This window comes from Nostoc sp. CALU 1950, assembly GCF_051172895.1.
GTDB classification, from domain to species: Bacteria; Cyanobacteriota; Cyanobacteriia; order Cyanobacteriales; family Nostocaceae; genus Nostoc; species Nostoc edaphicum_A.
In genome coordinates, this window is the sequence record NZ_JBDNJQ010000065.1 from 17,878 (window position 1) to 42,153 (window position 24,276).

At 43.1% G+C, this 24,276-nt stretch carries 28 protein-coding genes, 26 tRNA genes and 1 pseudogene; 40 read left to right on the top strand and 15 right to left on the bottom strand.

Annotation, left to right across the window (positions count from 1 at the left end; genetic code table 11):
• Positions 1 to 101 precede the first annotated feature (101 nt).
• Positions 102 to 305 (bottom strand): hypothetical protein, encoded by a 204-nt coding sequence (locus ABF638_RS18510; protein ID WP_435024485.1) that lies wholly within the window; start codon positions 303 to 305, stop codon positions 102 to 104.
• Positions 306 to 631: 326 nt separating this feature from the next.
• Between ABF638_RS18510 and ABF638_RS18515 the strand changes: the two genes are divergently transcribed.
• The 29 genes from ABF638_RS18515 to ABF638_RS18655 all read left to right on the top strand — a co-directional run bounded on the left by ABF638_RS18515 (position 632) and on the right by ABF638_RS18655 (position 4,866).
• Positions 632 to 1,153 carry a GNAT family N-acetyltransferase gene (locus ABF638_RS18515; protein ID WP_435024487.1) on the top strand — a complete coding sequence of 174 codons (522 nt, stop codon included), beginning with the start codon at positions 632 to 634 and terminating at the stop codon, positions 1,151 to 1,153.
• A gap of 452 nt (positions 1,154 to 1,605) precedes the next feature.
• Positions 1,606 to 1,749: a hypothetical protein gene (locus ABF638_RS18520; protein WP_435024489.1), complete on the top strand. Its 144-nt coding sequence runs from the start codon at positions 1,606 to 1,608 to the stop codon at positions 1,747 to 1,749.
• A gap of 79 nt (positions 1,750 to 1,828) precedes the next feature.
• The gene (locus ABF638_RS18525; protein WP_435024491.1) at positions 1,829 to 2,350 is read left to right on the top strand and encodes an HNH endonuclease; all 522 of its coding nucleotides are present in this window, start codon (positions 1,829 to 1,831) and stop codon (positions 2,348 to 2,350) included.
• Positions 2,351 to 2,551: 201 nt separating this feature from the next.
• Positions 2,552 to 2,627 (top strand) — tRNA-Asp (locus ABF638_RS18530).
• Positions 2,628 to 2,630: 3 nt separating this feature from the next.
• Positions 2,631 to 2,707: transfer RNA gene (locus tag ABF638_RS18535), tRNA-Glu, on the top strand.
• A gap of 3 nt (positions 2,708 to 2,710) precedes the next feature.
• Positions 2,711 to 2,784: transfer RNA gene (locus ABF638_RS18540), tRNA-Arg, on the top strand.
• A 6-nt stretch (positions 2,785 to 2,790) separates the two neighbouring features.
• A tRNA-Cys gene (locus ABF638_RS18545) sits at positions 2,791 to 2,864 on the top strand.
• Between the two features lie 5 nt (positions 2,865 to 2,869).
• Positions 2,870 to 2,944 (top strand) — tRNA-Ile (locus tag ABF638_RS18550).
• A 3-nt stretch (positions 2,945 to 2,947) separates the two neighbouring features.
• Positions 2,948 to 3,018: transfer RNA gene (locus tag ABF638_RS18555), tRNA-Trp, on the top strand.
• A gap of 25 nt (positions 3,019 to 3,043) precedes the next feature.
• Positions 3,044 to 3,111, top strand: a tRNA-Lys gene (locus ABF638_RS18560).
• A gap of 34 nt (positions 3,112 to 3,145) precedes the next feature.
• Positions 3,146 to 3,219: transfer RNA gene (locus tag ABF638_RS18565), tRNA-Glu, on the top strand.
• Positions 3,220 to 3,225: 6 nt separating this feature from the next.
• A tRNA-Tyr gene (locus ABF638_RS18570) sits at positions 3,226 to 3,306 on the top strand.
• A 4-nt stretch (positions 3,307 to 3,310) separates the two neighbouring features.
• A tRNA-Ser gene (locus tag ABF638_RS18575) sits at positions 3,311 to 3,398 on the top strand.
• Positions 3,399 to 3,404: 6 nt separating this feature from the next.
• A tRNA-Arg gene (locus tag ABF638_RS18580) sits at positions 3,405 to 3,478 on the top strand.
• A gap of 6 nt (positions 3,479 to 3,484) precedes the next feature.
• A tRNA-Phe gene (locus ABF638_RS18585) sits at positions 3,485 to 3,558 on the top strand.
• Positions 3,559 to 3,567: 9 nt separating this feature from the next.
• Positions 3,568 to 3,642, top strand: a tRNA-Asn gene (locus ABF638_RS18590).
• 5 nt (positions 3,643 to 3,647) lie between these two features.
• Positions 3,648 to 3,721 (top strand) — tRNA-Gln (locus ABF638_RS18595).
• Between the two features lie 9 nt (positions 3,722 to 3,730).
• Positions 3,731 to 3,808: transfer RNA gene (locus ABF638_RS18600), tRNA-Leu, on the top strand.
• 1 nt (position 3,809) lies between these two features.
• Positions 3,810 to 3,886 (top strand) — tRNA-Pro (locus tag ABF638_RS18605).
• A gap of 3 nt (positions 3,887 to 3,889) precedes the next feature.
• Positions 3,890 to 3,963, top strand: a tRNA-Leu gene (locus ABF638_RS18610).
• 7 nt (positions 3,964 to 3,970) lie between these two features.
• Positions 3,971 to 4,045: transfer RNA gene (locus tag ABF638_RS18615), tRNA-Lys, on the top strand.
• Positions 4,046 to 4,051: 6 nt separating this feature from the next.
• Positions 4,052 to 4,123 (top strand) — tRNA-Lys (locus ABF638_RS18620).
• 9 nt (positions 4,124 to 4,132) lie between these two features.
• Positions 4,133 to 4,206: transfer RNA gene (locus tag ABF638_RS18625), tRNA-Leu, on the top strand.
• A 95-nt stretch (positions 4,207 to 4,301) separates the two neighbouring features.
• Positions 4,302 to 4,374, top strand: a tRNA-Thr gene (locus ABF638_RS18630).
• Between the two features lie 5 nt (positions 4,375 to 4,379).
• A tRNA-Gly gene (locus ABF638_RS18635) sits at positions 4,380 to 4,450 on the top strand.
• A 5-nt stretch (positions 4,451 to 4,455) separates the two neighbouring features.
• Positions 4,456 to 4,531 (top strand) — tRNA-Val (locus ABF638_RS18640).
• A 6-nt stretch (positions 4,532 to 4,537) separates the two neighbouring features.
• Positions 4,538 to 4,611 (top strand) — tRNA-Arg (locus tag ABF638_RS18645).
• Positions 4,612 to 4,616: 5 nt separating this feature from the next.
• Positions 4,617 to 4,690: transfer RNA gene (locus ABF638_RS18650), tRNA-Ala, on the top strand.
• A 93-nt stretch (positions 4,691 to 4,783) separates the two neighbouring features.
• Positions 4,784 to 4,866 (top strand) — tRNA-Ser (locus tag ABF638_RS18655).
• Positions 4,867 to 5,136: 270 nt separating this feature from the next.
• On the opposite strand, the gene ABF638_RS18660 is transcribed toward ABF638_RS18655, so the two are convergent.
• The 8 genes from ABF638_RS18660 to ABF638_RS18695 all read right to left on the bottom strand — a co-directional run bounded on the left by ABF638_RS18660 (position 5,137) and on the right by ABF638_RS18695 (position 12,050).
• Entirely contained in the window at positions 5,137 to 5,481 is a 345-nt protein-coding gene (locus ABF638_RS18660) for a hypothetical protein (protein ID WP_104900300.1), read from the bottom strand.
• Entirely contained in the window at positions 5,478 to 6,071 is a 594-nt protein-coding gene (locus ABF638_RS18665) for a ParA family protein (protein WP_100904365.1), read from the bottom strand. The genes ABF638_RS18660 and ABF638_RS18665 overlap by 4 nt, the downstream gene beginning before the upstream one ends.
• 212 nt (positions 6,072 to 6,283) lie before the next feature.
• Positions 6,284 to 10,111 (bottom strand): plasmid replication protein, CyRepA1 family, encoded by a 3,828-nt coding sequence (locus ABF638_RS18670; protein ID WP_435024494.1) that lies wholly within the window; start codon positions 10,109 to 10,111, stop codon positions 6,284 to 6,286.
• The gene (locus ABF638_RS18675) at positions 10,108 to 10,440 is read right to left on the bottom strand and encodes a hypothetical protein (protein ID WP_435024496.1); all 333 of its coding nucleotides are present in this window, start codon (positions 10,438 to 10,440) and stop codon (positions 10,108 to 10,110) included. The genes ABF638_RS18670 and ABF638_RS18675 overlap by 4 nt, the downstream gene beginning before the upstream one ends.
• A gap of 389 nt (positions 10,441 to 10,829) precedes the next feature.
• Positions 10,830 to 11,138: a hypothetical protein gene (locus tag ABF638_RS18680; protein ID WP_069068063.1), complete on the bottom strand. Its 309-nt coding sequence runs from the start codon at positions 11,136 to 11,138 to the stop codon at positions 10,830 to 10,832.
• Positions 11,135 to 11,389 carry a hypothetical protein gene (locus ABF638_RS18685; RefSeq protein WP_084226940.1) on the bottom strand — a complete coding sequence of 85 codons (255 nt, stop codon included), beginning with the start codon at positions 11,387 to 11,389 and terminating at the stop codon, positions 11,135 to 11,137. Before ABF638_RS18685 ends, ABF638_RS18680 begins: the two co-directional genes overlap by 4 nt.
• Entirely contained in the window at positions 11,386 to 11,868 is a 483-nt protein-coding gene (locus ABF638_RS18690) for a GIY-YIG nuclease family protein (protein ID WP_435024498.1), read from the bottom strand. The genes ABF638_RS18685 and ABF638_RS18690 overlap by 4 nt, the downstream gene beginning before the upstream one ends.
• A complete protein-coding gene (locus tag ABF638_RS18695) occupies positions 11,865 to 12,050 on the bottom strand; it encodes a plasmid partition protein ParG (protein WP_256874782.1) in 186 nt (61 codons plus the stop codon). The genes ABF638_RS18690 and ABF638_RS18695 overlap by 4 nt, the downstream gene beginning before the upstream one ends.
• Before the next feature lie 273 nt (positions 12,051 to 12,323).
• On the opposite strand from ABF638_RS18695, the gene ABF638_RS18700 reads away from it, so the two are divergent.
• The 8 genes from ABF638_RS18700 (at position 12,324) to ABF638_RS18735 (ending at position 16,480) form a co-directional block, all read left to right on the top strand.
• Positions 12,324 to 12,692 (top strand): hypothetical protein, encoded by a 369-nt coding sequence (locus tag ABF638_RS18700; protein ID WP_435024501.1) that lies wholly within the window; start codon positions 12,324 to 12,326, stop codon positions 12,690 to 12,692.
• A gap of 3 nt (positions 12,693 to 12,695) precedes the next feature.
• Positions 12,696 to 13,340 (top strand): hypothetical protein, encoded by a 645-nt coding sequence (locus tag ABF638_RS18705; protein WP_435024503.1) that lies wholly within the window; start codon positions 12,696 to 12,698, stop codon positions 13,338 to 13,340.
• Positions 13,341 to 13,407: 67 nt separating this feature from the next.
• The gene (locus ABF638_RS18710; RefSeq protein WP_242059342.1) at positions 13,408 to 13,644 is read left to right on the top strand and encodes a hypothetical protein; all 237 of its coding nucleotides are present in this window, start codon (positions 13,408 to 13,410) and stop codon (positions 13,642 to 13,644) included.
• 110 nt (positions 13,645 to 13,754) lie between these two features.
• The gene (locus tag ABF638_RS18715; protein WP_190898865.1) at positions 13,755 to 13,964 is read left to right on the top strand and encodes a hypothetical protein; all 210 of its coding nucleotides are present in this window, start codon (positions 13,755 to 13,757) and stop codon (positions 13,962 to 13,964) included.
• 50 nt (positions 13,965 to 14,014) lie between these two features.
• Positions 14,015 to 14,239, top strand: a complete 225-nt coding sequence (locus ABF638_RS18720) for a hypothetical protein (RefSeq protein WP_435024505.1) — start codon at positions 14,015 to 14,017, stop codon at positions 14,237 to 14,239.
• Entirely contained in the window at positions 14,232 to 14,606 is a 375-nt protein-coding gene (locus tag ABF638_RS18725) for a hypothetical protein (RefSeq protein WP_435024507.1), read from the top strand. Before ABF638_RS18720 ends, ABF638_RS18725 begins: the two co-directional genes overlap by 8 nt.
• Positions 14,596 to 15,969 carry a hypothetical protein gene (locus ABF638_RS18730; RefSeq protein ID WP_435024509.1) on the top strand — a complete coding sequence of 458 codons (1,374 nt, stop codon included), beginning with the start codon at positions 14,596 to 14,598 and terminating at the stop codon, positions 15,967 to 15,969. Before ABF638_RS18725 ends, ABF638_RS18730 begins: the two co-directional genes overlap by 11 nt.
• Before the next feature lie 4 nt (positions 15,970 to 15,973).
• On the top strand, positions 15,974 to 16,480 hold the full coding sequence (locus ABF638_RS18735; protein WP_435024511.1) for a GIY-YIG nuclease family protein: 507 nt from the start codon (positions 15,974 to 15,976) through the stop codon (positions 16,478 to 16,480).
• 37 nt (positions 16,481 to 16,517) lie between these two features.
• Here ABF638_RS18735 and ABF638_RS18740 read toward each other — a convergent pair whose 3' ends face one another.
• Positions 16,518 to 16,679 carry a hypothetical protein gene (locus tag ABF638_RS18740; RefSeq protein WP_176726887.1) on the bottom strand — a complete coding sequence of 54 codons (162 nt, stop codon included), beginning with the start codon at positions 16,677 to 16,679 and terminating at the stop codon, positions 16,518 to 16,520.
• Between the two features lie 190 nt (positions 16,680 to 16,869).
• Here ABF638_RS18740 and ABF638_RS18745 point away from each other — a divergent pair, with 190 nt between their 5' ends.
• Positions 16,870 to 18,753 (top strand): protelomerase family protein, encoded by a 1,884-nt coding sequence (locus ABF638_RS18745; protein ID WP_435024513.1) that lies wholly within the window; start codon positions 16,870 to 16,872, stop codon positions 18,751 to 18,753.
• Positions 18,754 to 19,018: 265 nt separating this feature from the next.
• Here the strand turns inward: ABF638_RS18745 and tnpC are convergent, their stop codons facing one another.
• On the bottom strand, positions 19,019 to 20,599 hold the full coding sequence (tnpC, locus tag ABF638_RS18750; RefSeq protein ID WP_435024515.1) for an IS66 family transposase: 1,581 nt from the start codon (positions 20,597 to 20,599) through the stop codon (positions 19,019 to 19,021).
• A 201-nt stretch (positions 20,600 to 20,800) separates the two neighbouring features.
• On the opposite strand from tnpC, the gene ABF638_RS18755 reads away from it, so the two are divergent.
• Positions 20,801 to 21,016: a Nif11-like leader peptide family natural product precursor gene (locus ABF638_RS18755; RefSeq protein WP_104909965.1), complete on the top strand. Its 216-nt coding sequence runs from the start codon at positions 20,801 to 20,803 to the stop codon at positions 21,014 to 21,016.
• 66 nt (positions 21,017 to 21,082) lie between these two features.
• Here the strand turns inward: ABF638_RS18755 and ABF638_RS18760 are convergent.
• Both ABF638_RS18760 and ABF638_RS18765 read right to left on the bottom strand, forming a co-directional pair.
• Positions 21,083 to 21,289 (bottom strand): annotated as a pseudogene (locus ABF638_RS18760) (hypothetical protein); the annotation flags it as partial.
• Between the two features lie 735 nt (positions 21,290 to 22,024).
• Positions 22,025 to 22,216, bottom strand: coding sequence for a hypothetical protein (locus tag ABF638_RS18765; RefSeq protein ID WP_435024517.1), 192 nt, complete (start codon positions 22,214 to 22,216; stop codon positions 22,025 to 22,027).
• A gap of 711 nt (positions 22,217 to 22,927) precedes the next feature.
• Here ABF638_RS18765 and ABF638_RS18770 point away from each other — a divergent pair.
• Entirely contained in the window at positions 22,928 to 23,230 is a 303-nt protein-coding gene (locus ABF638_RS18770; protein ID WP_435024519.1) for a hypothetical protein, read from the top strand.
• Between the two features lie 44 nt (positions 23,231 to 23,274).
• Here ABF638_RS18770 and ABF638_RS18775 read toward each other — a convergent pair whose 3' ends face one another.
• Both ABF638_RS18775 and ABF638_RS18780 read right to left on the bottom strand, forming a co-directional pair.
• Positions 23,275 to 23,586, bottom strand: a complete 312-nt coding sequence (locus ABF638_RS18775; protein WP_435024521.1) for a hypothetical protein — start codon at positions 23,584 to 23,586, stop codon at positions 23,275 to 23,277.
• A gap of 367 nt (positions 23,587 to 23,953) precedes the next feature.
• Positions 23,954 to 24,172 carry a hypothetical protein gene (locus tag ABF638_RS18780; protein ID WP_435024523.1) on the bottom strand — a complete coding sequence of 73 codons (219 nt, stop codon included), beginning with the start codon at positions 24,170 to 24,172 and terminating at the stop codon, positions 23,954 to 23,956.
• Positions 24,173 to 24,276 lie beyond the last annotated feature (104 nt).

Here is a 24,276-nt window from a genome sequence, read left to right on the forward strand (position 1 = left end):
TTAAAAAACTCATCTTCTAATAAAAAAAAGGGTGTCATCTGGTAAAAGCCTCAGCCAAATTTTAATTATTATTTTCATGTTTTTAGATGTAAAACATCGCACTAATCATTAACTAAAAAGTGGTTATCTGATTTACAAAATATTAGCTCACATCCAAACTCAACAACATACACCTTTGTTAATTCAAACTTTTCTGACCTTTCAGTAAATAAACAAGTAACTGTTTTTTCTTCTTCTCTGCCAGAATTACAATATTTAAATGTTCCTGTAATAACTCTAGATTTTGTGGGCTTGTCTTCATCCATTATATTTCTCCATTTATTAGAGGAAATTGTAGGGCGATCGCTTTACAACTTTATTCAGTGTTGGATATGTCGGGCTTATTGTCAAAAGCAGTTATGTAGCTTGCGTTAATACTGGTTAAAGTAAGCGATTGCTCTCCTCACTATACGGTTCACACTTGACAATATCTAAGGGTGCGATCGCTCACTGTACTGTGAAGAGTTCAATTCTAAAAGCCTTGCTGGGACTAAGTTTTAGATGATTAATTTCCTTTTTCCTGGTTTATATCGATTAATTAGACTTGGTACTATAGTTTTGAAAAATAAATTGTGATTAAAGGGGAATATGAATGGCGATTGCTATTCGACAAGCTCGTGACGACGAACTTGAAGCGCTGATTCCGATACTACTGTTGGCAGAACAATCGGAGCGTGCGCTGCGATGGGGACTTGCTAACCTCGTCGATGCTGTATATCGCATGGACGACAGCGAACACTTGGTTGGTGCAGCAACCATGAAATGGCGCAGCGACCCCTGCGAAATTATGGAACTTGGTATAGCCCCTGAGTTTCAAAGGCAAGGTTTAGGTAAAGAGTTCGTTGCTTGGTTGATTCAAGAGGCGAGGCAACGCGGCAAGAGACAGATACTCGTCGGCACGTCTAATTCAAGTATCGCCAACATTGCTTTTTATCAAAAGTGCGGATTTCGGATGGATCATGTGCGCCAGGACTACTTTTGGTATTTACCTGAGCCAAGCTACGAAAACAGCATTCAGATTCAGGACTTGCTCGTATTTCGTTTCGATTTGGTGCCATCCTCAACTAAGAAAAACAAACTGAAAGAGGAAAAGCAAATTAGGTATGAAAACTAAGGGCAGAATTAGTTCTTCGGGATGAAGAGGGAGAATGGCAGCAATAATGGTTCCCACTTAAATCTGCCTGCTCACCGAAAAATTTACAGTTAACCGACTTCAAGGCAAAGGCAACAATATCTTAATCATCAAAAAAGTCGATGCCTGTAGCGATGGTATGTCAGATAAAGAGTATCCATACTCGGCAATTTTTATCCTGGGGAATAAGGTTTTAGAAGGTTGTGCTGAGAAAAAATGATGCCCCATCTGCAAATTTAGCCTTTACCGCCAAGGCATTCACGCAGCGTTCGCCCGTCCCCAGAATTGTGCAGTAGACAAACGTATACTACAACTGTATTATTGATATAAGTCCCAATTACAAATACTACAAACCTTCAATGATAAGCAGATTCTCCTCAACCATTAGCAGCGTGATGCATTGCCGACCCAGCAAGGGTTTAGGCAGAGTAATCGTGCTATTTGCGTTTGAGGGAATGTATCGGTTTGACGGCGATAAATCTGCTAGTGTTGGCATTTTGGGAGTAATTGCCGGATGGCTGAATCTAGACCAACTTATCCAAAGCGGGAGGTGCAAGTGTTTTACAGCACCAACATAGGGCAAAAAGTATCAACTACCTAACCCCCGCTCCTGAATCTCAGAGGCGGGGGTTATTTTTTGAGGAGTGGATTTAACGTATGCAAGCTCAACCACACATATTACAAAATTCGGTGGTGGTGTTCTCCAAAAACTACCTACCACTGGCACGTATCAACATCAAACGAGCAATCGTGCTGTTAGTCACAGGTCAGGCAGAATCGTTGAATTTTGGCACTACAAAGCAGTGGGAAGTTCGTTCACCCAGCGTCGTACTACAAGTTCCCGAACATATTCGCTTGACCGTTGGTAATCCCGAACGGCATTGGAAAGTACCACCTGTAAATCGGCGTGAGGTACTCAAGCGAGACAACCACACCTGCCAATACTGCGGTAGCACCAAGCATCTGACCCTTGACCATGTAATCCCCCGCTCAAAAGGTGGGCAACATACCTGGGACAACGTTGTAACTGCGTGTGAGAAGTGTAATTCAACCAAAGGCGATCGCTTACCTCATGAAGCTGGAATGGTTCTCAAAAGTAAGCCTAAAGCCCCAATTCACCCAGCAGTAGCATTTGCTGAACAGTTTTGGAATGCACAACGCCTGAGTGAGAACGAGTAACTAACTTCAAACCTAGTCAGAGAGGGCAATAAGCTCGATTACGTAACACTGCCCTCTCAGTTCTCAAAAAAGTTTGTAGTATGCCCTTGACACCTTGTAATACATTATGTAGTATATATGTAGTGAAGCACTACAGCCTCTTAAAAAGGCATAGCGCAAACACTTCTGAACCATGAAAACTAAATAATTGCCATCCAACGTGGGGGTGTAGCTTAGTCTGGTTTAAAGCAGTCGCCTGTCGAGCGAAAGACCGTGGGTTCAAATCCCATCATCCCCGTGTAGCCTTGTGGACGAATAGATAAGTCGTTCTGATTCTCAGTCAGAGAGAAGCGGGTGCAACTCCCGTCAAGGCTTCCAAATGAGGATGTAGCTCAGTCGGAAAGAGCGCTTGTTTCCGAAGCAAGTGGTCACAGGTTCGATTCCTGTCGTCCTCGTAGTATGTCCAGGTCGCCTAACGGTAGGGTATTGGTCTGCAAAACCGACTGTGCGAGTTCGACTCTCGCCCTGGACTCCAAGCGTTGCAGTGTAGCTTAACGGCAAAGCCCCAAGCTCATAACTTGGTATATGCGAGTTCGACTCTCGCCACTGCTACCAAATGCACAGATGGTGTAATGGCAACACCACAGTCTCCAAAACTGTTGTTCTGGGTTCAAGTCCTAGTCTGTGCGTTGCCGTGTCCTAATCGAAAAAGCTTACATACTAGCCGAATGGTAAGGCAACTGTCTCTTAAACAGTCTATGCAGGTTCAATTCCTGTGTGTGAATCAACAGCTTTTTCAACTTACATGGCATACATGGTGCAGAAGCGAAGTGGCCGAGCGGCACGTCTTTCAAGCGTGTAATTAGCGGGTTCAAGTCCCGTCTGCACTACCTTTTGGGTCGGCTCACCTATTGGTGTAGGTAACGGTCTGTAAAACCGCCGCGTTTGCGTTGCTGGTTCAATTCCAGCCCGGCCCATTATGGAGAGATTGCTATTGGCAGGGCAAGCTGTTTGCTAAACAGTTGTGAGATTCATCATCTCACTGTGGGTTCAACTCCCTCTCTCTCCGCCTTATGAGAACGTGGTGTAACTGGATAACACATCAGTCTACGAAACTGAAAAGTGAAGGTTCAAGTCCTTCCGTTCTCGCCTTACCCCCTGGTAGCTCAGTTGGTAGTAGCGCCTGTCTGAAGAACAGGAGGTCATCCGTTCAATCCGGATCTGGGGGACTGGCACATTGCCCCATAGCTCAATGGCAGAGCGACGCGCTGTTAACGCGGGGGTTGTAGGTTCAAATCCTACTGGGGCAGCCATTTATTGGGAAGTAGGCAAACAGGCAAAGCCGTCGCACTTTGAATGCGAAGTTTGAGGGTTCGATTCCTTCCTTCCCAGCTTATATATACTCCTGTAGCCCAATTGGAAGAGGTGGCTGTCTCAAAAACAGTCTATGTACGGGTTCAACTCCCGTCAGGAGTACCAACGGGATGTGGCGCAACTTGGTAGCGCGGCAGCTTTGGGAGCTGAAGGTTGTAGGTTCAAATCCTACCATCCCGACCATTTGCCCTTGTGACGAAACTGGCAAACGTGCTGGTCTTAGAAACCAGATTTTGTGGGTTCGACTCCCACCAAGGGTACTAAATTGGGTCGTTGGCAGAGCGGGTATGCAGCCGCCTTTTAAGCGGATTCATCCAGGTTCAACCCCTGGGCGACCCACCAACTCTTGGGCGTTTGGCAGAACGGTTATGCTCCTGACTCTTAATCAGGCTGACACAGGTTCGACCCCTGTAGCGCCCACTAAATTTTGCCCCTGTAACCCAAGTGGAAGAGGTGCCAAACTTAAAATTTGGAAGTTGCTGGTTCAAATCCAGTCAGGGGTATTGGTGAATATGCGGGGATGGAGCAACGGTGGCTCGTGGGGCTGCATAACTTGAACATCGGCAGGTTCAACTCCTGCCCCCGTCACCAAATTAGTGCTGGTGTAGCTCAATTGGCAGAGCAACTGATTTGTAATCAGTAGGTTGCAGGTTCAACTCCTGTCACCAGCTTCAATGCGATTGTGGTGTAATGGCAGCATTTGAGTCTTCCAAACTCTAGGTACGAGTTCAAATCTCGTCGATCGCTTTCTTAGCCCTGTAACTCAGTTGGGAGAGTGCCTCTCTTACAAAGAGGAAGTCGCGGGTTCAATCCCTGCCGGGGCTACCAATTTATGGGAGTGTCGCCTAATGGATGAGGGCATCGATCTTCTAAATCGACCAATGTAGGTTCGACCCCTACCACTCCTGCTCATGGGTCTGTAGCTTAACTGGGAAAGCGTCTGCCTTGCAAGCAGAAAGATGTCGGTTCAAATCCGACCAGTATCCACTCTTGGTATCTGAAGCCAAAGCGGTCGCGGCGCTGGTTTGTGGAACCAGTCATTAGGGAGTTCAAGTCTCCTCAGATACCCCTTGTTTATATGGAAGATGCTGCTCAAGGGAGGGCAACTAGTCTTGAAAACTAGAGCAGGGTAACACCTGGGGGTTCAATTCCTCCATCTTCCGCCTTCCACCTGAAGCCGAAAAGTGAGGCGCTGTGCTGATAACACAGATTATTGAGGGGCAGTACCTCCCAGATGGATTTTTCATAAGGATTTTGAGAAGCAGTGCAAGCCATACATAGACGCGCAGTGGCTTGCTTGCCAACAAGCATCGCCACATTCAGCTTTTACTGGACTGCGTAGTTTACCGCCGTAGGCATCGCCTTTAAGTCACATAGTCAAAAACTCAAATATCTAAAAATTTAACTTTTCAAGTTTTTGAATATCTGAAATTTCAGGTACGCAAATTTAGCCATTGCTCTAGCAAATCTTGAACAAGTTCGCTAAACTCCCGCTTTTCGCCATTCTGACTGGACTTTAACAGTTCAATTTTGACTGCTGTGTGAGTATTTCTTTTAATGTAAGCAGTTACCTGTTCATAGTCAGGGTCAGAGCGTTTGGCTTTGGGTCGTCCCCGTTTTGGCGGTTCGGTTTGCAATTGGGCAACTGGCTTGAGTTCTACCTTTTCAGGTTGTTGAACTTCTGGCAATTGAATTTCTGTTTCCTGGCTTTGATTTTCTGGCTCCGGTTCAGGTTCACGACCCTTTGCTGCATCCAAAATACCTTTGAATTTGCTCACTTCATCACCTCCTGACCGATGCTTTGATAATCTCGCCAAGCAATTTTGGCGCGTGGGTCAGAAATTTTGTTAACTGGTACACCAGCTAACGCGGCTTTTTGAAAGGCAACTGCATCACGGACACTACCCTTAAATAGAGGTAATCCAGCCTCAGTTAACATTGCCCTTGCTTCTTCTCCATCTCGCCGGGGTTTAGGTGGAACGCGAGTAATAAGGATGCGAAATTTATCAGCACCTAACGAATTGAGAGTAGTAACAGTCTGCATCAGGGCATCAAGTGATAAAGCATCCGGGGTAGTGGGAAGCACAAGTAAATCACATCCTTCCACAAGTGCTTCTAAATCTTCCTGTTCCGGTCTTGCTTGGGTGTCAATGATAATGTGCTGGTAATTCTTCGCATACTTTGCAGCTTGCCGCTCATCAATCACTTTGAAGGGCAGAGCGCCACGTTTTGACCAACCGCTAGCAGAACGGTTTGGGTCGCCGTCAATAAGAAGTGTCTCGCCAAAGGCTTGTAAGTAAGTAGCTAAATGAACTGCTGTTGTGGTTTTCCCCACCCCTCCCTTGAAGGATGCAACTGTGATAATCATGGTGATATCTCAAATATTGAGTTTTTCAAATGCTGAAAACTTGAATTGTTAAATCTCTAAGTTTTTGCGTACTCAAAAACTTAACCCTCTGCGAATGTTATTACTGTACCAGCTATGCTCAGGCTTTTAAATACTTACATCTTTAAACTTTTGAATATTTGAGTACGCAAAAATCCAAAAATCTGTAAACAGTGCATTATTCTGATTCAATTTTAATTGGCTAGCAATAGTTGATTTAAAGGTATTGAGCATTCTTGCTTGTCGCCCCAGCATTTCCGAGCGATCGCTATTCCCCCTCTAACAGCTTTCAAAACATAGCTTCGGAAGTGGGAACCAAAACCCGTTTCCTTAATTTCAGCTTGTGTAGCGATGGCCTGCTGTGCCAATTCCTCTAAAGACAATTGCTGCTGATATTTTTGATGAAGTTGCCAGAGATGCGAACGCTGGTTTTCTGAAAGTAGCGGCCAAACTTGATCAATCTCGGCTTGGTTCGCCGCAACTTCTCCCCAATTAGAAATTTTTAGTAGTTTCTCAATTACCGCTTCTGTGGATTGCTGATGATTTTCAACTGGTAACTCAGCTATGATTACCTGACTTTCTGAGTCATGAGTGATGACTATTGACTCAACTTCTTCTGTTAGGGTCTGTGTTTTTTGCTCTGCGTACTGTTCTTGTAATGTAGTCAGCGTATTAATTTCGGTTTCTGCAAGTGCTGACAATTGGCAATTGGGAATTGTTGCTTGTACTTGTGCCTCCAGTTTGGCTTTGGCGGCTTTTTCTCTGGCTAGGATATCGCGCTCTACCCATGCCGTAAAAACTTCCTCTCGGCGATCGCTAACGGGAACAGCGCGACCATCGACCAAAACCAGATTCCCCTCATCATCTTTTTGGAAGTCTGGCGCGGCGACACCGTAAATCCAGGCTTGGTTGCCTCGTGTTCCCTCTCGCCGCAATCGAGGGAATTTATACCCAGTAAGAGATGCTAGTTTTTGACAGACTTGCATGGGAGTATTTAGCTTTGCAAACATATTACTCTTAGCGCCAAGAATTAAACTCAAATCAGATTGATGAGTTTTTGCTTTCTCAAATACTGCTTGTGCTAATGGGTGATTGTTGCTCAATCCGTCCGTTTCTCGAAGCTCTTTGTACCCAATCCAGTCTAAAGCATCAATTTTTTTCCCAATAAAGCTTTTATTAGTATCGGGAATGAAATAATCTCCATCGCCATTTTTTAAAGCGGTAGACATGACGTTTATTTCTCTATCCGGTAGAAATTCCCTACCCACGCCAAGGTAGTAATCTAGTCGAATTATAGAATACCAGTTTTTATCATCTTTCTCTACTAATTCGGGAGTAACGGTCACGTTATAACGCCTTTCAATCTCACCTTTTCTGTGTTTTAACTGTTCGGACTCAGTTTTGCAATTCTGTTTATCTAGTTTCAAAAACTGTTCATCTGTAATGCTTTCAGATGCGGTGACGTTTTCACAGTGTCCCGCATATTCTGATTTGCAGTTGTTGTAAATTTCTTGCTTAGTAGTTTCTACTTCTGCGGGTTCGGGTAACTCATCTGCGCTGACTTCACAGATGATATGTCCCTCAGATTTCAAATCACTAATGATTTGCGATTCATAGCTATTCATCCCATCATTGATGATTGCCCCTAACTTCGCCCAAGTATTAATGCAAATACTCTCAAAATTGCCTTCTATCGATTCCTCAAATCCCAAATCAACGAGCTTTTTAATATTGGCTTTATTCTTGATGTACTCACCTGCTAGTAATGCCTTGACACTATTGGAGCCATTGCCTACCCTATTGATGCCTACTGGATTAAGCCAGATGTAACGAGGGACTGGAGGGCGGTAACGTGATAAATGCTGTCTGACACCATCGGTAGTTTGTACGCCTTGAAAAATCCCAAAAACATAATCAAAATGCTTTTCTTCAATTGATACCCCAGTCTCAATAGTCGAGGTAGTTAGAACAAGGTCATAGTTTTTAATTACCTCATTTAAATCATCTGTACAGCCAAAAGCCGGATGACCAAGAGTAGTTGTACTTTTAGAATCAATTCGTAGAATTCTCAGGTGTGGCAGCAGTTTTTTATAGTACGCCTCCAAATTGCGAGAACCCCATTTAGAACTAGCCCGTTGTCCAGACAAAGCAACAAAGCACTTATCCCCATTCTCTAGTTTTTGGGTCAGGATTTTTACTAATTGTGCTGGATTATTACCCTGTACTAAATTTACCTGCCAAGGCTCTACAAACTTAAATGTGTTTTCCACGAGAAAAGTGTCAATCTCTTGCCCGATCAGCCCTTTGATAAAGTCAATACCAATATCGTTTAAGTCAGCATCGGCAATGAAGATTTTCCCACCATAATTAACAACATTTTGTAGCAGGCGTTTGAAATTTTTGATGATGGCTACGCGATCGGTCTGACAAGTCGAACTGCTCAACAAATGCCAGATTAGCTGCATGATTTCATCCAAAATCAACCAGCAGCCTTTCCACTCATCAGGGTTAAATTTGGCTTGGCTTTTTGGATGTAAGCTATCAATTACTAGCCCCATTCCGAAATGTGAGCCTTGCTCAGTCTGCTTCACTTCGGTAATGAAAGGTAATCCCAGTTTTTTTACAAGCTGGGTTGCCAGTTGCACCCGATGGGTAATTACTAACACTCTCCTCTCACCAGCGCGAATTATCGGGTCAGTTAGCCACTGAAGCAAGTGAGTTTTACCTGTGTTCTTTGGCGATTTCAAGCCTATTAGCTGCTTACCCAAAGGAATAGCCAACTCACCCAAGTAACGCTGATTTAAGTTCAAATCTGGGGTGTATGTGAGCCGCCTTAGTTGCTTGGTGTTCCACTCATCTAATTTCAGAGCATCGCAGTAAATAGTATCAAATTGGTCGCGGCCGTAAGCGGCTAGTACATCATCAATCCCTTTGCCTAATGCCAAATGCCACCCCATTACTCGGACTTCACAGCCACGCAAAGATAAAAGCTTGGCAGTTTTAGCGATCGCACCATTCACGCTTCTAACCGTGGTGCGCTTCACATCGGCATCGAAACAGAAATAAATTCGCCTGCCTGATTGAGCATAAGCGGCTAACTGTGGGATCAGGTATGGTGCGCCGTTATTTTCGCCGTATTCATCCTTTGGTTGGCGACGGCCTCCCCACACCCCTGGTATGCCGATCGCAACGTAACCACAAGATAAGATTGCAGCTGCTTTTTTAGCACCCTCGCAGATGATAACGGGAATTTGGGTATTCTCTCTCACCCATCGCCAAAAATCACCAAAAGGTAAACTTTGGTAATTCTCTAGTAGTGCCACATCGTAGCGGCGACCGATTAATTCCCAGATCCGGGCGGGAATCCGTAAGGCAAAAATTTCTGTGTCAACTTTGGGGGGATGCTCATACTTAATTGCCTTGCTGTTACCCTCATCTATTCTTGGCGTGTTGGGCTTGAAGCATCCCCAATCGGAATCTTCACCAGTGATAATATTTATTCCGCTACACCACCAACCACCATTAGACAGGTGAGCATATCGCCGCATATCCCCATCGCGTAGCCGCCCATCGTTGCGGCGGCTGATTTTATCGGAGTAGAGGAGATAATCAAAAGCGGCATTCCCTGACAGCGATTTGAAGTTAAGTGCCGCTATCTCACTGTCAATCCCACTCTCACCCCACTCTTGCCAGTGGCTTGCTTCAAAATCTTCTCTGGCAGGCAAAGTATAAGGTGCGGATGGCTCTTTGAATCCTTGATAATTACCCAGTGCTTGAATTTCGCTATCATGGTGATGGCTACGCCCAGAGCAGGCATCGCCTTGCGCCATGTCATTTTGGCTGGAGGCTACAACAAATTGATGGACTTTTCCATCTCTGGACTCAAGTCTTGAGATTTCATGCAAAGCCCAAGGGGTACTTCTGAGCTTACCTCGCTTGTTGAATTTTCTAAAAACTTGCCTTAGTTCTTGATTTAGTGATTTTTGGGGTGAGGCTATCTTGCCGAATCCTTTGTGATTCATACTGCCACCCCTCCAACCTTGGCTTCAATTTGGAGAAGTACGGCGGCCACCTGACCACTAAACCAGCCAAGCTTGACTAATCGCTGTAAGTAAAAGGACTCCTCTAAGTTGAGGTTAGGTGATTGCAGTAACTCATCCGGGTCGGGGCATGGTCTTAGAGCAACGTCACAGCAACCCGCTTTTAAATATTTGGTGCTAGTTCGGCGATCGCTTATATGGTTTGATAATTCCGAAATTCGAGATTCTTGATTGTTGGGGAAAGTTTGCGTTAGAATACTAGGCTTTTCATTCGCAAACCCCTGTCTGTCAGAAGTGAGGGGTTTATTCATTGGGTTGTCCTTTGTTGGTTTGGACAGCCCCTTAACTTTTAAATTTGCAGATTGTAGGGATTAGTCGGTAAGCTTGAAATAGTTATAAATTTAATTAGACTTGCTGGTTGCAGAGTCTGGGGGCTGAAACGTCTAGTAAACGTTTCTTTGTGCGCTGCTTTTGCTTACCGTGGTGGATTGATTAATTTTTAATCCCTGCGATCGCACTCAAAAAGCTGAGGGCTGTGTAGCTAGCATTTTTTTTGCTATTTATTCTGTGAATTTTAGAGAAATTGATAAAAATTTTATATCTTTTGTGTAGTCCTCAAAAATACAAATTATTGATAAGGCGATCGCTTTCCTTAAGGAAATCTCTTCATAATCCACTCCCAGCATTGCGATCGCCTGAGCTAGTTTTGTGGATCAATCCGTGTTAGCTGTAGCAATATTGCGCCAAGCTGATTTAATGCTGCGTTAGTAGTGCGCTGGTGTTCTTCAAAGTTACGCTGATGTTGTTCATGGCTATCACGTAACTCAAGTAACACATCATCCAAAATCGCGCTACGAGCAAGAACTCGGTCAACGTTGCTGGTTAACTCATTTACGTTATCAGTTAAGTTGTCAATCTTTACTGTGAGGTTAGCTATAGCTTCAGTATTTCTGATAGCTAGATTTTCTATACGGTCAAGTCGGCTTGGTTGTTCTGGTGTATCTGTCATTTCCCTGCCTCAATCATCTTGGCGATCGCCTCTTTATCAAAACAGTCCAGGTAGCTTACCAGTTCTCGAAATTGTTGGTATTTCTCCTCAGCATAGCTATCGGGTGTAAAGCCTAAAACTTCACAGAATTTCAAATAGTCAGCCCGCCAATTAAAGTTATTTAGCGCTGTCGTAAAATTTTCTGCTGTTTCTAGTGCTTCTGGCGATATCTCTGGCTTTTCTGTGTCATGGGTTGCTAATGTTTCGTTCATGCGGCCCCCTTACCTTTGTCAGTTAAGGAATTTTTTTGTAGTAGATTGCGTGCCTCTAAAGCTTCTTCAATCAAAATTGCTGCTGTCTGACTTTGAGAGCGTCGTTCTATCCCTGCAAGGTTTTTGACAAGTTCGTAGACCTCACTGGACAGTATTGTGTTAATTCTCTTGCTGGCATCAGGGTTATTTGTTCCGTTTAGCCTTGGCTTGAAATAGTTAATTAAAGCTGTTTCTATCTGTCCTAATAGTTGCGTATCGCTACACTCAAGCCATGCAATACGGGTTTTATCTCCCATTTTGGTGAACTGTTTGCGTCTATTGTGCGCTTTCAACCTTTGAGTAAGGTTCTTAGTCTTGCCAATATAAGCAATCTCATCTTCACTAAAGACAAAGTAAATAGCTTGATAGCTGGGCAATTGTAAATAATTGTCTAATGGCAGTGATGGTAATTCAAAAGGGTTGATGGTTTTTACATTCATGCCGCTCCTTTGCCTCTATCAGTTTTAGATGAGTGGGCTTCGTTTTCTGTTACCCAAGTTTCTACTAACTCAAGCAAAACCTCATTCATGCTTACACCTTTGAGAGCGCAGATTGACTTGAATCTAGCCCTCATAGATTCAGGTAGAAACATTTTGTAAGTTACTTGTTTTTCTTCAGTCACAACAGATTTACCACATTTACATACCTTTGATTATCCCCTTAAGGATAAATCAAGTCATTAGGGCAAATGGGTGTATTGCGTTATTAACGTGGTTAGGGTTATAATAGCATCTAAGGCAATCGATCAACAACAAGTCACTAGTTAGCGTCCTACGAGTACCCCAAAAACATACACAGTAAGGGGTTTAGTGTTCAGGTGCTACATCCTGATGTGTACTTATTCTGATTGCTAGTTAGTTAATATCTGATTCACATTGATTACTGTAGTAAACCCATGAAACCTAGACGGAGCAAGCATTCTACAGATTTAGATTTATTTTTAGATTTTCCATCTACCAAAACATATCTAGCTGAGGTCTTGGGTGTGAGCCGCTCGACCTTGGTCACTTGGGAGAATTTAGCTTTCTGGAGAATCCCCAGTTTCAGAGATGCCTACCCCAAAAAAGCCGATAACACTCATGATCGCGAGTCGCCCTTGTCGCCCTATCAAGCATGGGTTTTGGGGAGAGTAGGGCGATTAATGGCTCAACTCCGACGCAGCGATCGCGTCAAAGGCTATATCGCCAAAAACCCGAATGATTTTTCTAGATACCGCTATCAGCAAGCATTCCAGCAAATCCAAAAAATCCAAAAGGGAGCGTAAATCATGGCAACACGGAAGAGAACCACAGCACCAACAGCAGACACAGTAAGCATTCATGATGCTTGCTTAAGATATATGACCACGGAACAGAGCTTGAGACTGGCTTTAAGCCATGTTCGCCCTGATGATTTCGACACTGTAAAGGCAGTTTCGGAATTAGATTTAGAAGCGATCGCCTCATACTTTCAGCCAGAATTACCAACTGTGGCTAGCACCTCAGAGTTACCTGAAAATTCACAAAATTTAACACAGCAAACATCTGGGCCAGCTACAGAACAGCCACAAAATGCCCTATCCCTACAAGGGCAACAGCAACATCTAACAGCCCCTACCCCCGGCTCAAGCCCTAACGCCCAAATGACGCTGATTGAACAGCTAACTAGGCAGGCATCAGAAGAAATTGCAGCAGTAGACGCTATAGCCCAAGTTAAGAACCAACTGATTCTAAATAACTTGGCTGTGCGAGATACGGAACTAACAGAGGGTATCAATCAGCACTGGCAACACCAAAAGCAAGGATATTTGGGAGCGATTAGAGATTTGGCTGGACTTGCACAGCAAAAGCCAGAAGTTACCCCAGATGAAACTGACCTGACCCAAGAAATTGAAGGAATCATCACCGAACTGGGAAAAAAGCTAATCGTGTGAGAGCGATCAACATCCTGTTATCTCCCCTCGACTTTGTTAACTGGTTATTAGAAAGAGTACTAACGCCATGACTTTTACAATTTCCGGCATTGAATCAGAGGTAAATATGAGCGGTAATTCCTTACCAGAGCTAGTTGCTCAAGCTCAGGAATTACTTGGGCAAATTCGCCAGCATCCACAGTTTAAAGGCTTGCGTTTTGATTGTGATGTAGCTCTTGGTGACGTTAAGCAATATTTCAACTACTTGGAATCGGCTGCTAATGCTGAGTTAGAAGTATCTCGGTTTGAAGGTTTTACAGAATGATTTTCGGTGGCAATACAAAGCAATCGCTGTCTCGGACAAAGTAAGCGATCGCCTGTGAATAGCAAATGGAATACAGTCTCCGCCGATGAAAACTACAGAAAAATTATCTCATGAATACAGAACAAATCAAAGCAATTCTGAGAGGTTGTTCAGCATCCTTACAAGTAGTTTTGAGCGATGCTAACTATCAGAAAATCCAACAGCATGAATATTTTTCAACTAACAATGATTTGATGTTAGGCGACGCAGTTCAAGCACTAAATGAGGTGTTAGCGGCTATTGATGATGTTGAATATCTAGCTCTCACAAAGCTCAACTAATTTGCTAAAAAATATTAAAGCCATGACGCCTATTCAGATAAGTTCGCTGATTGGCTTTTTTAATTTTGCAATTTCTTATTAGCAATATGGACGAACTAAATAGTCAAATTGAAAATGCAAAGACGGATGAGAAAGAGCTAAACAAAGTCCTGAAGAAATATGACTTAGATGAGGAATTAGCACTTGAGTTTAGCGAAATAGACAAGGCATTTAAGCAATTAGAAATTAAGTACCAATCCCTACTAAACACTAGAAAATTTTTGAACAATGGCTAAAATCGACACTACAAAAGCAGCGGCTCAAGCTGTAGCAGAAAAGCTGGCAAGAGGTAAAGTCAACTCACCATCTAGCACTAACTCCGTATCTGCCACACCTACCACATCTACCGCCATTCTTATAGATAGCCGTATTCCTGGATTGTTGACCGTCACGCCGGATTTAATACCGGGAATGATGCCACCATTCCAGCCCAATCAATACCATATTTCAGATCCGTTAAATCCTCCCGAAACTCTCCCACAAGCAACTCAAAGCCAGCTAGATAAAGGTATGAAAATCTATGAAGGTTCTACACGAGCATTGAAACTTACGGGAGCAGCGCTCGACCTGACACGCGAGAAATTTACTGTTAGTGTATGGTGAATTTGGCTTTGATATCAACGGGAAAATCGCCAACGAAATAGCGCGTACCTTGTTTACTGATATCAGTCTGGCTTTGAACGTTAAAGGCTTCCAGGTTAAGCCTGACAGCGTTGTAGATGTAGGTTATGGCTATTCCCGGTCTGTGCATCCCAAAGCCATCGTGGAGGCTATCAGCAAGCATTCTGACACGCTGGCTAAAAAGTTAGGACTATTCAAAATAACAAGCGTTCGCAAGCTGGAAATAACCGATTGTATTGTGGTCAGCTACCGTATGGGGCCAGCCATCAAAGCAGATGAAATTAAGTTGATGGTTGGGACTCCTGACGAATTTATCAACTATGTAGTCAGTCACCCTATTCGCTATCGGCTGATTGCAGATCCCGGCGTTGGCAAAACCCCAACCACTGCGGTAATGATTAGCGAAATTGTCAAAGCTGGATGCACTCGCGGCAATACTGGCAAGGGTGAGAAAGTACCTCACACTCTGGTCACGGTGTCTTATCCTGGTGCTGTTGCTTCACTCAAAGATAGCAACTATCCTTTGGAGCATTTCCTTAAATATGGCGATACCACAGCCGCGATTAAATCCTTTGATGATTGCCTAGACGACGGAAATTTTCGAGTTCAAAACCCCACATTCGCTGCTAACTTCTTTCAAATTTGGGCATGGGATGAATTAGATAACACGCTGAATTCTTGCAGTGAGCCATACAAGGCAGGGGAAAACCTTAAGAAGATTTTAAAACAGTTTGGTCACAATAACATCGGTTGGATTGTGTCGGGTCAATCAGTGATGACCAAACAAATCCCAGGTTTTACCAATGATGATCGGTCACTTTTTACCGAAATTATCATTGGCATTTCCAAAATTAGACATTACCTAAATACCTACGGAAAGGGCAAAAACAGCGAGTCTAACCTAGCTAAGTTGACTCGCAATTTAGACGCTATCGAAGAATACATCGAACATAAGAATGAGCTAGTTACCGACGATGCCAGATTATTGAGAGTAGCCTTAGTAGTCGATTCTCGTTCACCTAAGCTTTATTTTTTACCTAATCTCGATAAAGTTAGTTTCAACTATTCATTGATAGAAGAGACAAAGCGACTGGCAAGAGTTGCCAAGTCCCCTGACACGGGTTACACGAGATTGACACACGATACCTTAAACCCAAGCATAGCAAGCACTGACACGGTGATGTCTGCCGCGTCATTTTCCACTATAGGGGGTAGCCGCCAAAGTGACACAAAGCCTTATTGTCCCCACTGTGGTCACGCAAATTTAACCGTAAGAAAGGATAAAAGATATTACTGTTTGAACTGCAAAAAAATAACAGTTTCTAATAAAATAGTTTGGAAATAAATATATGGACTTGGATGATATTACGACAATTATATATCAGCCTAAAAATGACCATGAGCCGGGATTTATCTATTTAATGGAAGCAGAGGGCTATCACGGGCTAATTCCTGGTTGTTACCTCCGTCGTTGCAAAATTGGGTTATCTCGTAATCCCGAAGCTCGACTTGATAACTTTCATAGGAATCAACCACCTTGTAACGTGAAAATCCTCAAGACTATTTATGTAGAGGATATGGCAGATGTAGAAGGCGAATTACATCAACAATTTAGCCGATGCAATGTTGAGTTAATCAAAAGTCAAGAGTGGTTTGATTTTAATCCAGTGCAATTTATGATGGTTAATTGGGAATTTGAGAAGCGCTCACTACACGTCTTTAGCATTAGCGACTTGCCAATTAAGCTAATCATTTTCAGCATGATCGGGCTATTGTCCGTGGGTGCGATCGCTGGCAGATTTACAAATCAACCAGTTAACTCCGTGATACAGCCACAAGAGAAATTGACAAAGTAAGCAAAATTAAGGGAGGTTGTTAGCCTCCCTTTGGGTTTTAGAACGGTGTGTTACCAGTCTCGTTTACCTTGGCGAGATATCCCCGCCAGTAGTCTCCATCCTGGCTTTTGGGTGGTAATCCAATCGCCGCGTCGAATTCTCCGTCAAAGTAGTCGCTAGTAGGTTGGAATTGTTGAGGTTTAGCAATTGTGAGTAACATGAGAATACCTTTTATTTTTAAGCTGCGGGTTAGTAGCCCGCTTTTTCTGTGGTTTTTCAACCTGTTATTAGCGTAGCTTAACCTGTTATTTAACGTTAATAACCTGTTAAATATATCTTACAGGTTATTGACATCAAATAACTTGTTAGTTAAATTAATAACAGCTTAGAAATAAAAGGGAGTCAGTCAGATGTCAAAAGCAGTTCAAGAGCAAGTGGAGCAACTTTTTGAAGCGGTCAAGGATTTGCAAAGCCTTGAAGAGATCAAGCCACACTGCGAAGCTTTTAACGAGTTTATTAACACCAAAACCAGCTACAGCATTAAAAGCTTAGGCACTGTGCTGAGTCGGGCTGGCTTCTATAAAAAATTCAAGTCACTCCCCTTAGATCAAGGGAAAAACGCTGATTCTGTACCCAAGCATGATGCCCAAGGCAACGTAACAGGTTATGAGTTAAAGCACTATGTTTTATTGCTGTGTGGTCTGGATAAGAAAGACTGGGAAGAACGCAACGAAACCACACGGGTAAGCTTACGCCTGGACAATGCTCAAGAAATCAGCCCAGACGAATATTTAGAGGTAACGGGTAAACTGCTAGAATCCCAAGACCTCCATGAGGTAGCAGTAGGCTTGATTGCTGCCACTGGCCGCCGTCCCCATGAAATTCTCGCTCGTGCTAAGTTTGCGGCTGTTGAGGGTCAAAGCTATCAGGTAATGTTTACTGGTCAAGGTAAAAAACGGGGAGATAAGCCAGTGTTCCCCATTGCTACCCTTTACCCTGCTAGTTACGTCATCGAGCGGTTGAACTGGTTAAGAAAGGAACCAACAACTAAAGCACTGTTGGCAGAGGTGGCTAACGAAAATCCTACAGACCTTTCAGCCCAAAACCGTGCTATTGATAGTCGCCGCAACGGTTCACTTAATCGGGTAGTTCGTGGTTATTTTGGGGACAAGGGAGATAAAACCCCAATTCTGAATTTTCGACACGGGGAAGAACAAGACAACTGCAAAGCACTCCGGGCCGCATATTTAGCACTGGCTACCGAGCGCGATTGTACTGGGGCGATCGGTTCTAAGATGCTACACGCCGCTAGGTTAGCTGGTCACTTTGTTAAAGATGCTCCCACTGACCGAGATTTACAAAATCTTGTAACCACCTTGGGGTATGCCGATTACTACGTTACAAAACCTGTAGGTTTCCCCGATGCTCCATCAAAAGAAAAACTTTCAAATGTTCGGGTTAGCTCTTCAAATTTAGAAGCTATTCGCCACTTGCAAGGCGAGTTCAATTTACCCAACCAGCAATCAGCTATTACCTACTTGCTTGAGTCATTTCACAATCGGTTAGATACTGCAAAGCAACTACAGTCAGCACAGCGCATCGTTGCCCAATTAGAAGCAGAAATTAAAGAGTTACGCCAAAGCAATAACCAGTTAGAAGACATCAATAACCAATTAGATATAGCCAACAAACAATTACAACAGGAGAAAGCAGCTATGGAAACCACAGTACAGCCACCCCAAACAGTTACTCTGAATGTTACTGAGTTAGATTCTTGGCTAGAACAGAAAGTTATTGAGGTGGTGAATAAAGTAACTGGAGGGCAAGCTATCATCCCCGCCGCCAAGTCTATCCCTGCCAAGATTGCACCTATCAAGGAAGAGATTGACTGGCAATCCAAGACTGATGCTGAGGTGTGGGGGAGCAAAGCAACCTTAGCAGCTGTAGAAAAAATTCGTAGGTCTTATCAGGCAATTTGTTTGTATAACGATACTGTGGCGACTGGGGAGGGCGATCGCTTGGCAGTGACTAACCAAGCACTCAGGGATTTATCGGGCTGTAACGGTTTGCTGGTACGCGATTGGATTGAGTCCCATAAGGATGAGGTGATTAGCCATAACGCAAAATTCGGTATGGAGAACAAGAAAGACCCCAGTAACCCTGCCAGCTATGCCAACAAGGGGAAAGACACCGATAAAATTCTGTTGCTGATAAACGAAGAATTCCTTAGTGGTGAAGGCTTTAAGACAGGAGTGGTGAAGGCTTTAAGGCAGGGAGAAACTAAAACGGTGTAAGGATTGATAAATAGTTTTGGTAAAATACAGTTTCCATAACCTATTTTTTAATCCTGGCCTGTTGTAACCGTCCAATCTTCCCAGTTTACTTATGAGAATCCTACTCATGAAAAGATGATTTCTTATAAGCAAGATTCTGATAAATGGTAATCGACCACGGGGAGAGCGCAAATTACAAAAGAACCAAACCCTTGTATTGCAGAGAGTTATAGGGTAACGGGTGAAGGCAATAGGCTAATGAAATCAAAGAATAATTTCGTGCGTGTTAAGCAGCATTTTTGACAGTAGCAGAAGCCACAGGAACTTGAGGAAGTAAAGAAGGAGTTGGTTTAGCTTGGCGTTTAGCACCCACAGCTTGAGTCATAAATTCCAAGACATTTCGACGCTGAGACTTGAGAGTAGTCACAACAGTTAGCATTCGGGCAACAAAATTACTACCAGCAGTCGTTTGAGAACCAAAACTGGTACGCCGCCATATTACCGCAGGTCTAATGGCTCTCTCAGCGGCATTATTGGTTGGTTCGACACCTTCGACTGTCACAAACAACCACAAAGCCTGCTCAACTTTGAAAATTTGACGACAGGTACGAACAGTTTTTGCCAGTGGAGTTTTTTCCTGTGCCCCAATATCATAATCAGCAGCTTCTTGTAAGGAAGACTTGATTGCATTGCGGATTTCTGGAACTAATAGCTGAAACTCGCAACGGCTCAAAGTTCCATCTCGAACCCGATGCCACAGTTCAAATAATTTTTCTTGTTGTTTAACCAGAGCATTTCCAATATCTTGGGAAACTCCAGAACGCTCAGATATTTTGATGAATTCTCTCTTCAAATGTGCCCAACACAACTGTCGCTGTTCTAAGCCCACCCAATTGTATGCTGCATATCGATCCGAGTTTAAAATCCCCCCAAAGTTTTCCCCCAGTAGATTTTTGGCTGTATCCGTACAACGAGAAAGCGTGATTTGAAAAAACGTGACTAGGGGGAGCCACTGCGTTGGGCGGCTTTGCCGACTTGAAGCATGTGGCGTTGTAACTCCGACCCAAAGCCAAGCTTTTTTGTTTTTGGAGTTAGAACCATCAACATTTCCTTGGTTAAAACTTGTTTCATCCGCTCCAACTACAGGAGAGTTTTGCACGTATGTTTTCGCTTCTAATACCGCAGATTCGATTGCATCGCTTGCTTCCAGTTTCAGTTTATTGACTGTACCCAAGCACATCGTGATTCCAAAAATGTCCTGCATAGCACTTTGTACCATTCTGGTACTATGCCGGTATAGCCCACTTAATACCGCCACCAGAGCTACTACTCTTACACCATAACCACGAATTGGCACATCTGCTGGTAAGGTGGCACGAGTTAATGTTCCACAATGCTGGCATTCCAGTTGATGCAGACGATGTTCTACGATGATTGGATTTATCGGCGGAATTTCTACTATTTGATGCCGATAAGGATTACTATCAACTCCGACTAAGCTTTGTTTGCAACACTTACAAGTTTCTGGATGATGCTCTAAAACCTTTGAACATTCTGATGTATCGTACAAAAACCGACTGTGACCTTTATGTCCCGCTTGACCTCCCCGCTTTTTATCACTCTTCTTTTTGAGTTTCTGTTTTTCGGCATTGAGTGGATCTGAGGACGGTGGAGATGATGAGTTTTTTGATGTTCGATTGGTTTTTTCTAGCAGTTCTTGATTTTCAGCTTCTTTATCCGCTAATTCTCTTTCTGATTGTTTTATACGCTGCCCCATTTTCTCCACCAGTTCTTTGATACTGGCTGGAGTTTTTTCCCAATCGGAGCTAGGGATTTCAATCCCGTAAACGAGGCACACTACATTCATGCATCTTAATCTACCATCTATGTGTACCTCAGAATCTTGGTAACACTTTTAATCCTGTGAACCGCTACGATAAATGAAGAGCAGCGCGTCGCTATAATTATCTTTCCCCCGAATCTTGATACCCTTGTGCTGCTAGTCTTAAAAAATATACTGCTGTTTTTCTTTATATTACGAGTAGCTAGCGAGGATCAAATTTTAAATATGGCTTTTGAGCAAATCGAAGCATTTTTAAAGAAAATGCAGTCTGAACCTGAACTTAAAAACGAGGTGCTTGCAGCACCAACCGCAGATGATATTGCGCGAATAGCACTAAAGCTTGGTTTTGAATTTTCAGGTGATGAATTATTGAGAATGTCAGGTAAGAAAGTTGGCAGCATTACTGTTAGAAAAACTGATCTTCCTGGAGAGTACAACTAGGGGTCACGCGAGAATTTTTGAAAAAGGCAGCTATGCTGAGGGCAGAAGGATGAATAGCGATCGCTTTTAACTTCCTCCCAGGATGAGAAATAAGCCGCGTAAATGTGGTGAATGGGCAAATATCTCTACATGACTTCTACCCACAGGCGACAACATCGCCAAACTCGCCGCCGCCCCCAACACCTGCTCATCCGTTACTTCCAGATATCTTTGCAACTGCTCCAAATTTCGATGCCCCGAAATTTCCTAAATTATCCGCAGTGGAATGGAACTTCTGGACAACATTTCCCCCAGCAATAACCGGATTTGATGAATTTCAACCTGTAGTTACTGAAGATCCGATTGGGGACAACTCTGATCGTATCTAGCAACAGAACCTAGTACATCTAGCTCTTCACACCAAATAATTTTTCCCACTGCCCTCTAGAATCAATTTTTAGAGGGCTTTTTATTGTCTATGCCAGCTATGGCAACAAGGGAAAGGACACAGATAAAATTCTCTTGCTGATCAATGAAGAGTTCCTTAGTGGTGAAGGCTTTAAGTTAGGGAGAAATTAAAGTTATTTTTTCCTTTACAAACTAATTACATAATCACCACTAAGTTTATGTAATTAGTGGATTTTAAATGAGGAAATTGTATACCAAACTACATTTTCTCTAGACTATGCCACAACTTAGCTTGGACTATCCCTAGACTATGCCACAACTTAGCGCTCTTAATCAGTTTTTTCAATTTACAAGTTCCCACAACTTAGCCTGGACTATCCCTAGACTATGCCACAACTTAGCGCAGGGAATCGCTATTTTTTACCTGCAACAATTCTTCGTTTAGAGAATAAAATAACCATACTCACTATGGTTTCATGCCCTGCGGGTGGCTGCGCCATCTCTCGCTGCGCTCGTGACATGAAACCGCCGTTCGCTTGGAGGGTTTTTCGTACTACAAAAGTACTGCATTTGTAGCATAAAACTTTGATGTCGCCACTAACAATTCTCAGAATTGAGAAACTAAAAACATTCGGCAATGTTGCCGCAAGTGATGACCATGTTACCAGGAATAGAGAAACACCCAACGCAGATCCAACTAATATTATGTCCCCTTGATTGGGGGAGAGGACTCACGCGACTGTTAGCAGCGATCGCTTCGGGAATTAAGCATAGGGCGAAGAAGGTGGTTCGGCTAGCAAGAACCGCAGGCATCGAGGCCATTCATTGTCTAAGGCATTGTTCTAACTACTGCTGGGAGCAAAATCAAGAGCGGTGGCTTTAAGGTCTGAAGGGGTGAGGGAAGCGATCGCGCTGTTGTCATGCCAAGCTTGCGGCTTATTTTGTAGCCGGGGACTTAGACCCGCTGAAGCTTGTTAAAGAAACAAAATCCAAAAAAAAAATTTACCCCGGTTTTTGACCCTTTTTTTGTCTATCTAATTGATAATTACTCTCAATATTAACCGCCCAAACCGTGATTATTGACACATTTATCAAGAAATATTACAGTTTTGGCACTAGTTCCTTGATTTGATTAAATTCGTGCGTCTGATAGAAAACCTCGACAAAACATCCATTTTCCCAATCCTCACCAACTACATTCAACATCTCCCAATATCTATCCAACATCTCCCAATTCTCTAATTTGTTTCTTACCTTTTTAGCCCTTAAACATCATCCACTCACAAAATTCTCATTAGCTCAAAAATTCCCAATAAATCCGAACAGTTCCCAATACTTATAAGAAGTCTCCCATTTGCTCCCAATAATTGGTAAATTATCGGGAAATTCGCTTAAAAGCTTTTAAGCTCTGTAATCCATCTTTTTCTGACGCACAGTACGCCTTATTTGGCGGAAAGTTTGTTGAGGTAAAAATCAAGAATCAGCCAAAAATGAGTCCGATAAAACTACAAAAGGACTACAAAAGTGACTGAGGTTTTACAACGCTTGTGTCCAATCAAAGCAGAGGCAGGGGAGGAAACAGTTGATAGACAATTAGTTCTTTTCCCCCTACTTCTCTTCTACCTCTGCTGCCCTCAACGCAAAAGTTCCTTAACCGAAGGTATTGGGAGTGGAGAAGCGATCGCTTTAGGGACTTCCAAAATCTCAATTGGGACGCAGGGTAATACCAATTCGCAATTCGCAATTCGCAATTCGCAATTAAAAAACTTAGAGATACTTGCCTTTCAGGGTTTACATCTATTTCATAATTTTAGTGAATTGGTATAACACAGAGCGATCGCGTCACCTGACCACGCCACTGTTAGGAGAGATCACCTCCGGTGGACGGGTAGACCATCACCAGCGTCGTCTTTGACATGAGATTCCAGAAAAACCTCACGAATCAAAGCCGCTTGTGCTTCTAATTTTTTAATTGACCAAATCGCTTTCTGCCTGAGTTCTTCACCATCGACGGAATCAGCAGAGATGGTGAAAGGCAACCAATATTGTTTGAGGGTCAACATCACTATTTGAGGTAAGTTGCCTAAACCAAAAGGTTCTGTTTTCAGATAACTAATTACCTGCCCGTCGATAGTGTCTACCCTTCGCTTAATTGAAAGAATTACTTGTTGGCTCTGTTTCATTTTTTTTATGCAAAAGTTTGTGTGGATTAATCACAGCAGCGTCGCGGGAGCAATATCACTTTGCAGAATCAAAATGCAGAACTGAATTAAAGTCTAACCGAAATATTTTCCTTTACAAACTCAGTCATAATCCCCAGTAAGTCTATGTAATTAGTGGGTTTTAAATGGCGAAATTGTATACCAAATCACAATTTCTCTAGGACTGTTCTAGGACTAGTCTGCGACTGCTCTAGGACTGCTGTATGACTAGTTTGGGGAATCACGGGGAGCAATTGCTAATTTCTCTACGACTAGTCTACGACTGTTCTACGACTGCTCTACGACTAGTTTGGGGAATCGCTATTTTTTGTCTGCAACAATTCTTCGATTAAAGAATAAAATAACCGTACCCACTACGCTTATTTTGGGTAACTTCAATTTCAGCCATTTTTGCATGGCTTTTGAAGCGAAAAAATGAAAATTTGGGGTAAAAAATTATTTTAGCAGTATTGGGTGAGATGGCAAAGGCGATCGCAATCAGCCCAAATTGACGACAAAAGAACAACAAAAGCAGATCAGGTTTCACAGATGGAATGACAACGCCCATTTCACCCAATCCCTAATCTTCAATCTTCAATGTTTAATAGGGCCACCAGGCAGGGCGAACGCATCTTAATTGCTAATAAGAATTAGGAAGCAAATTCAAATATC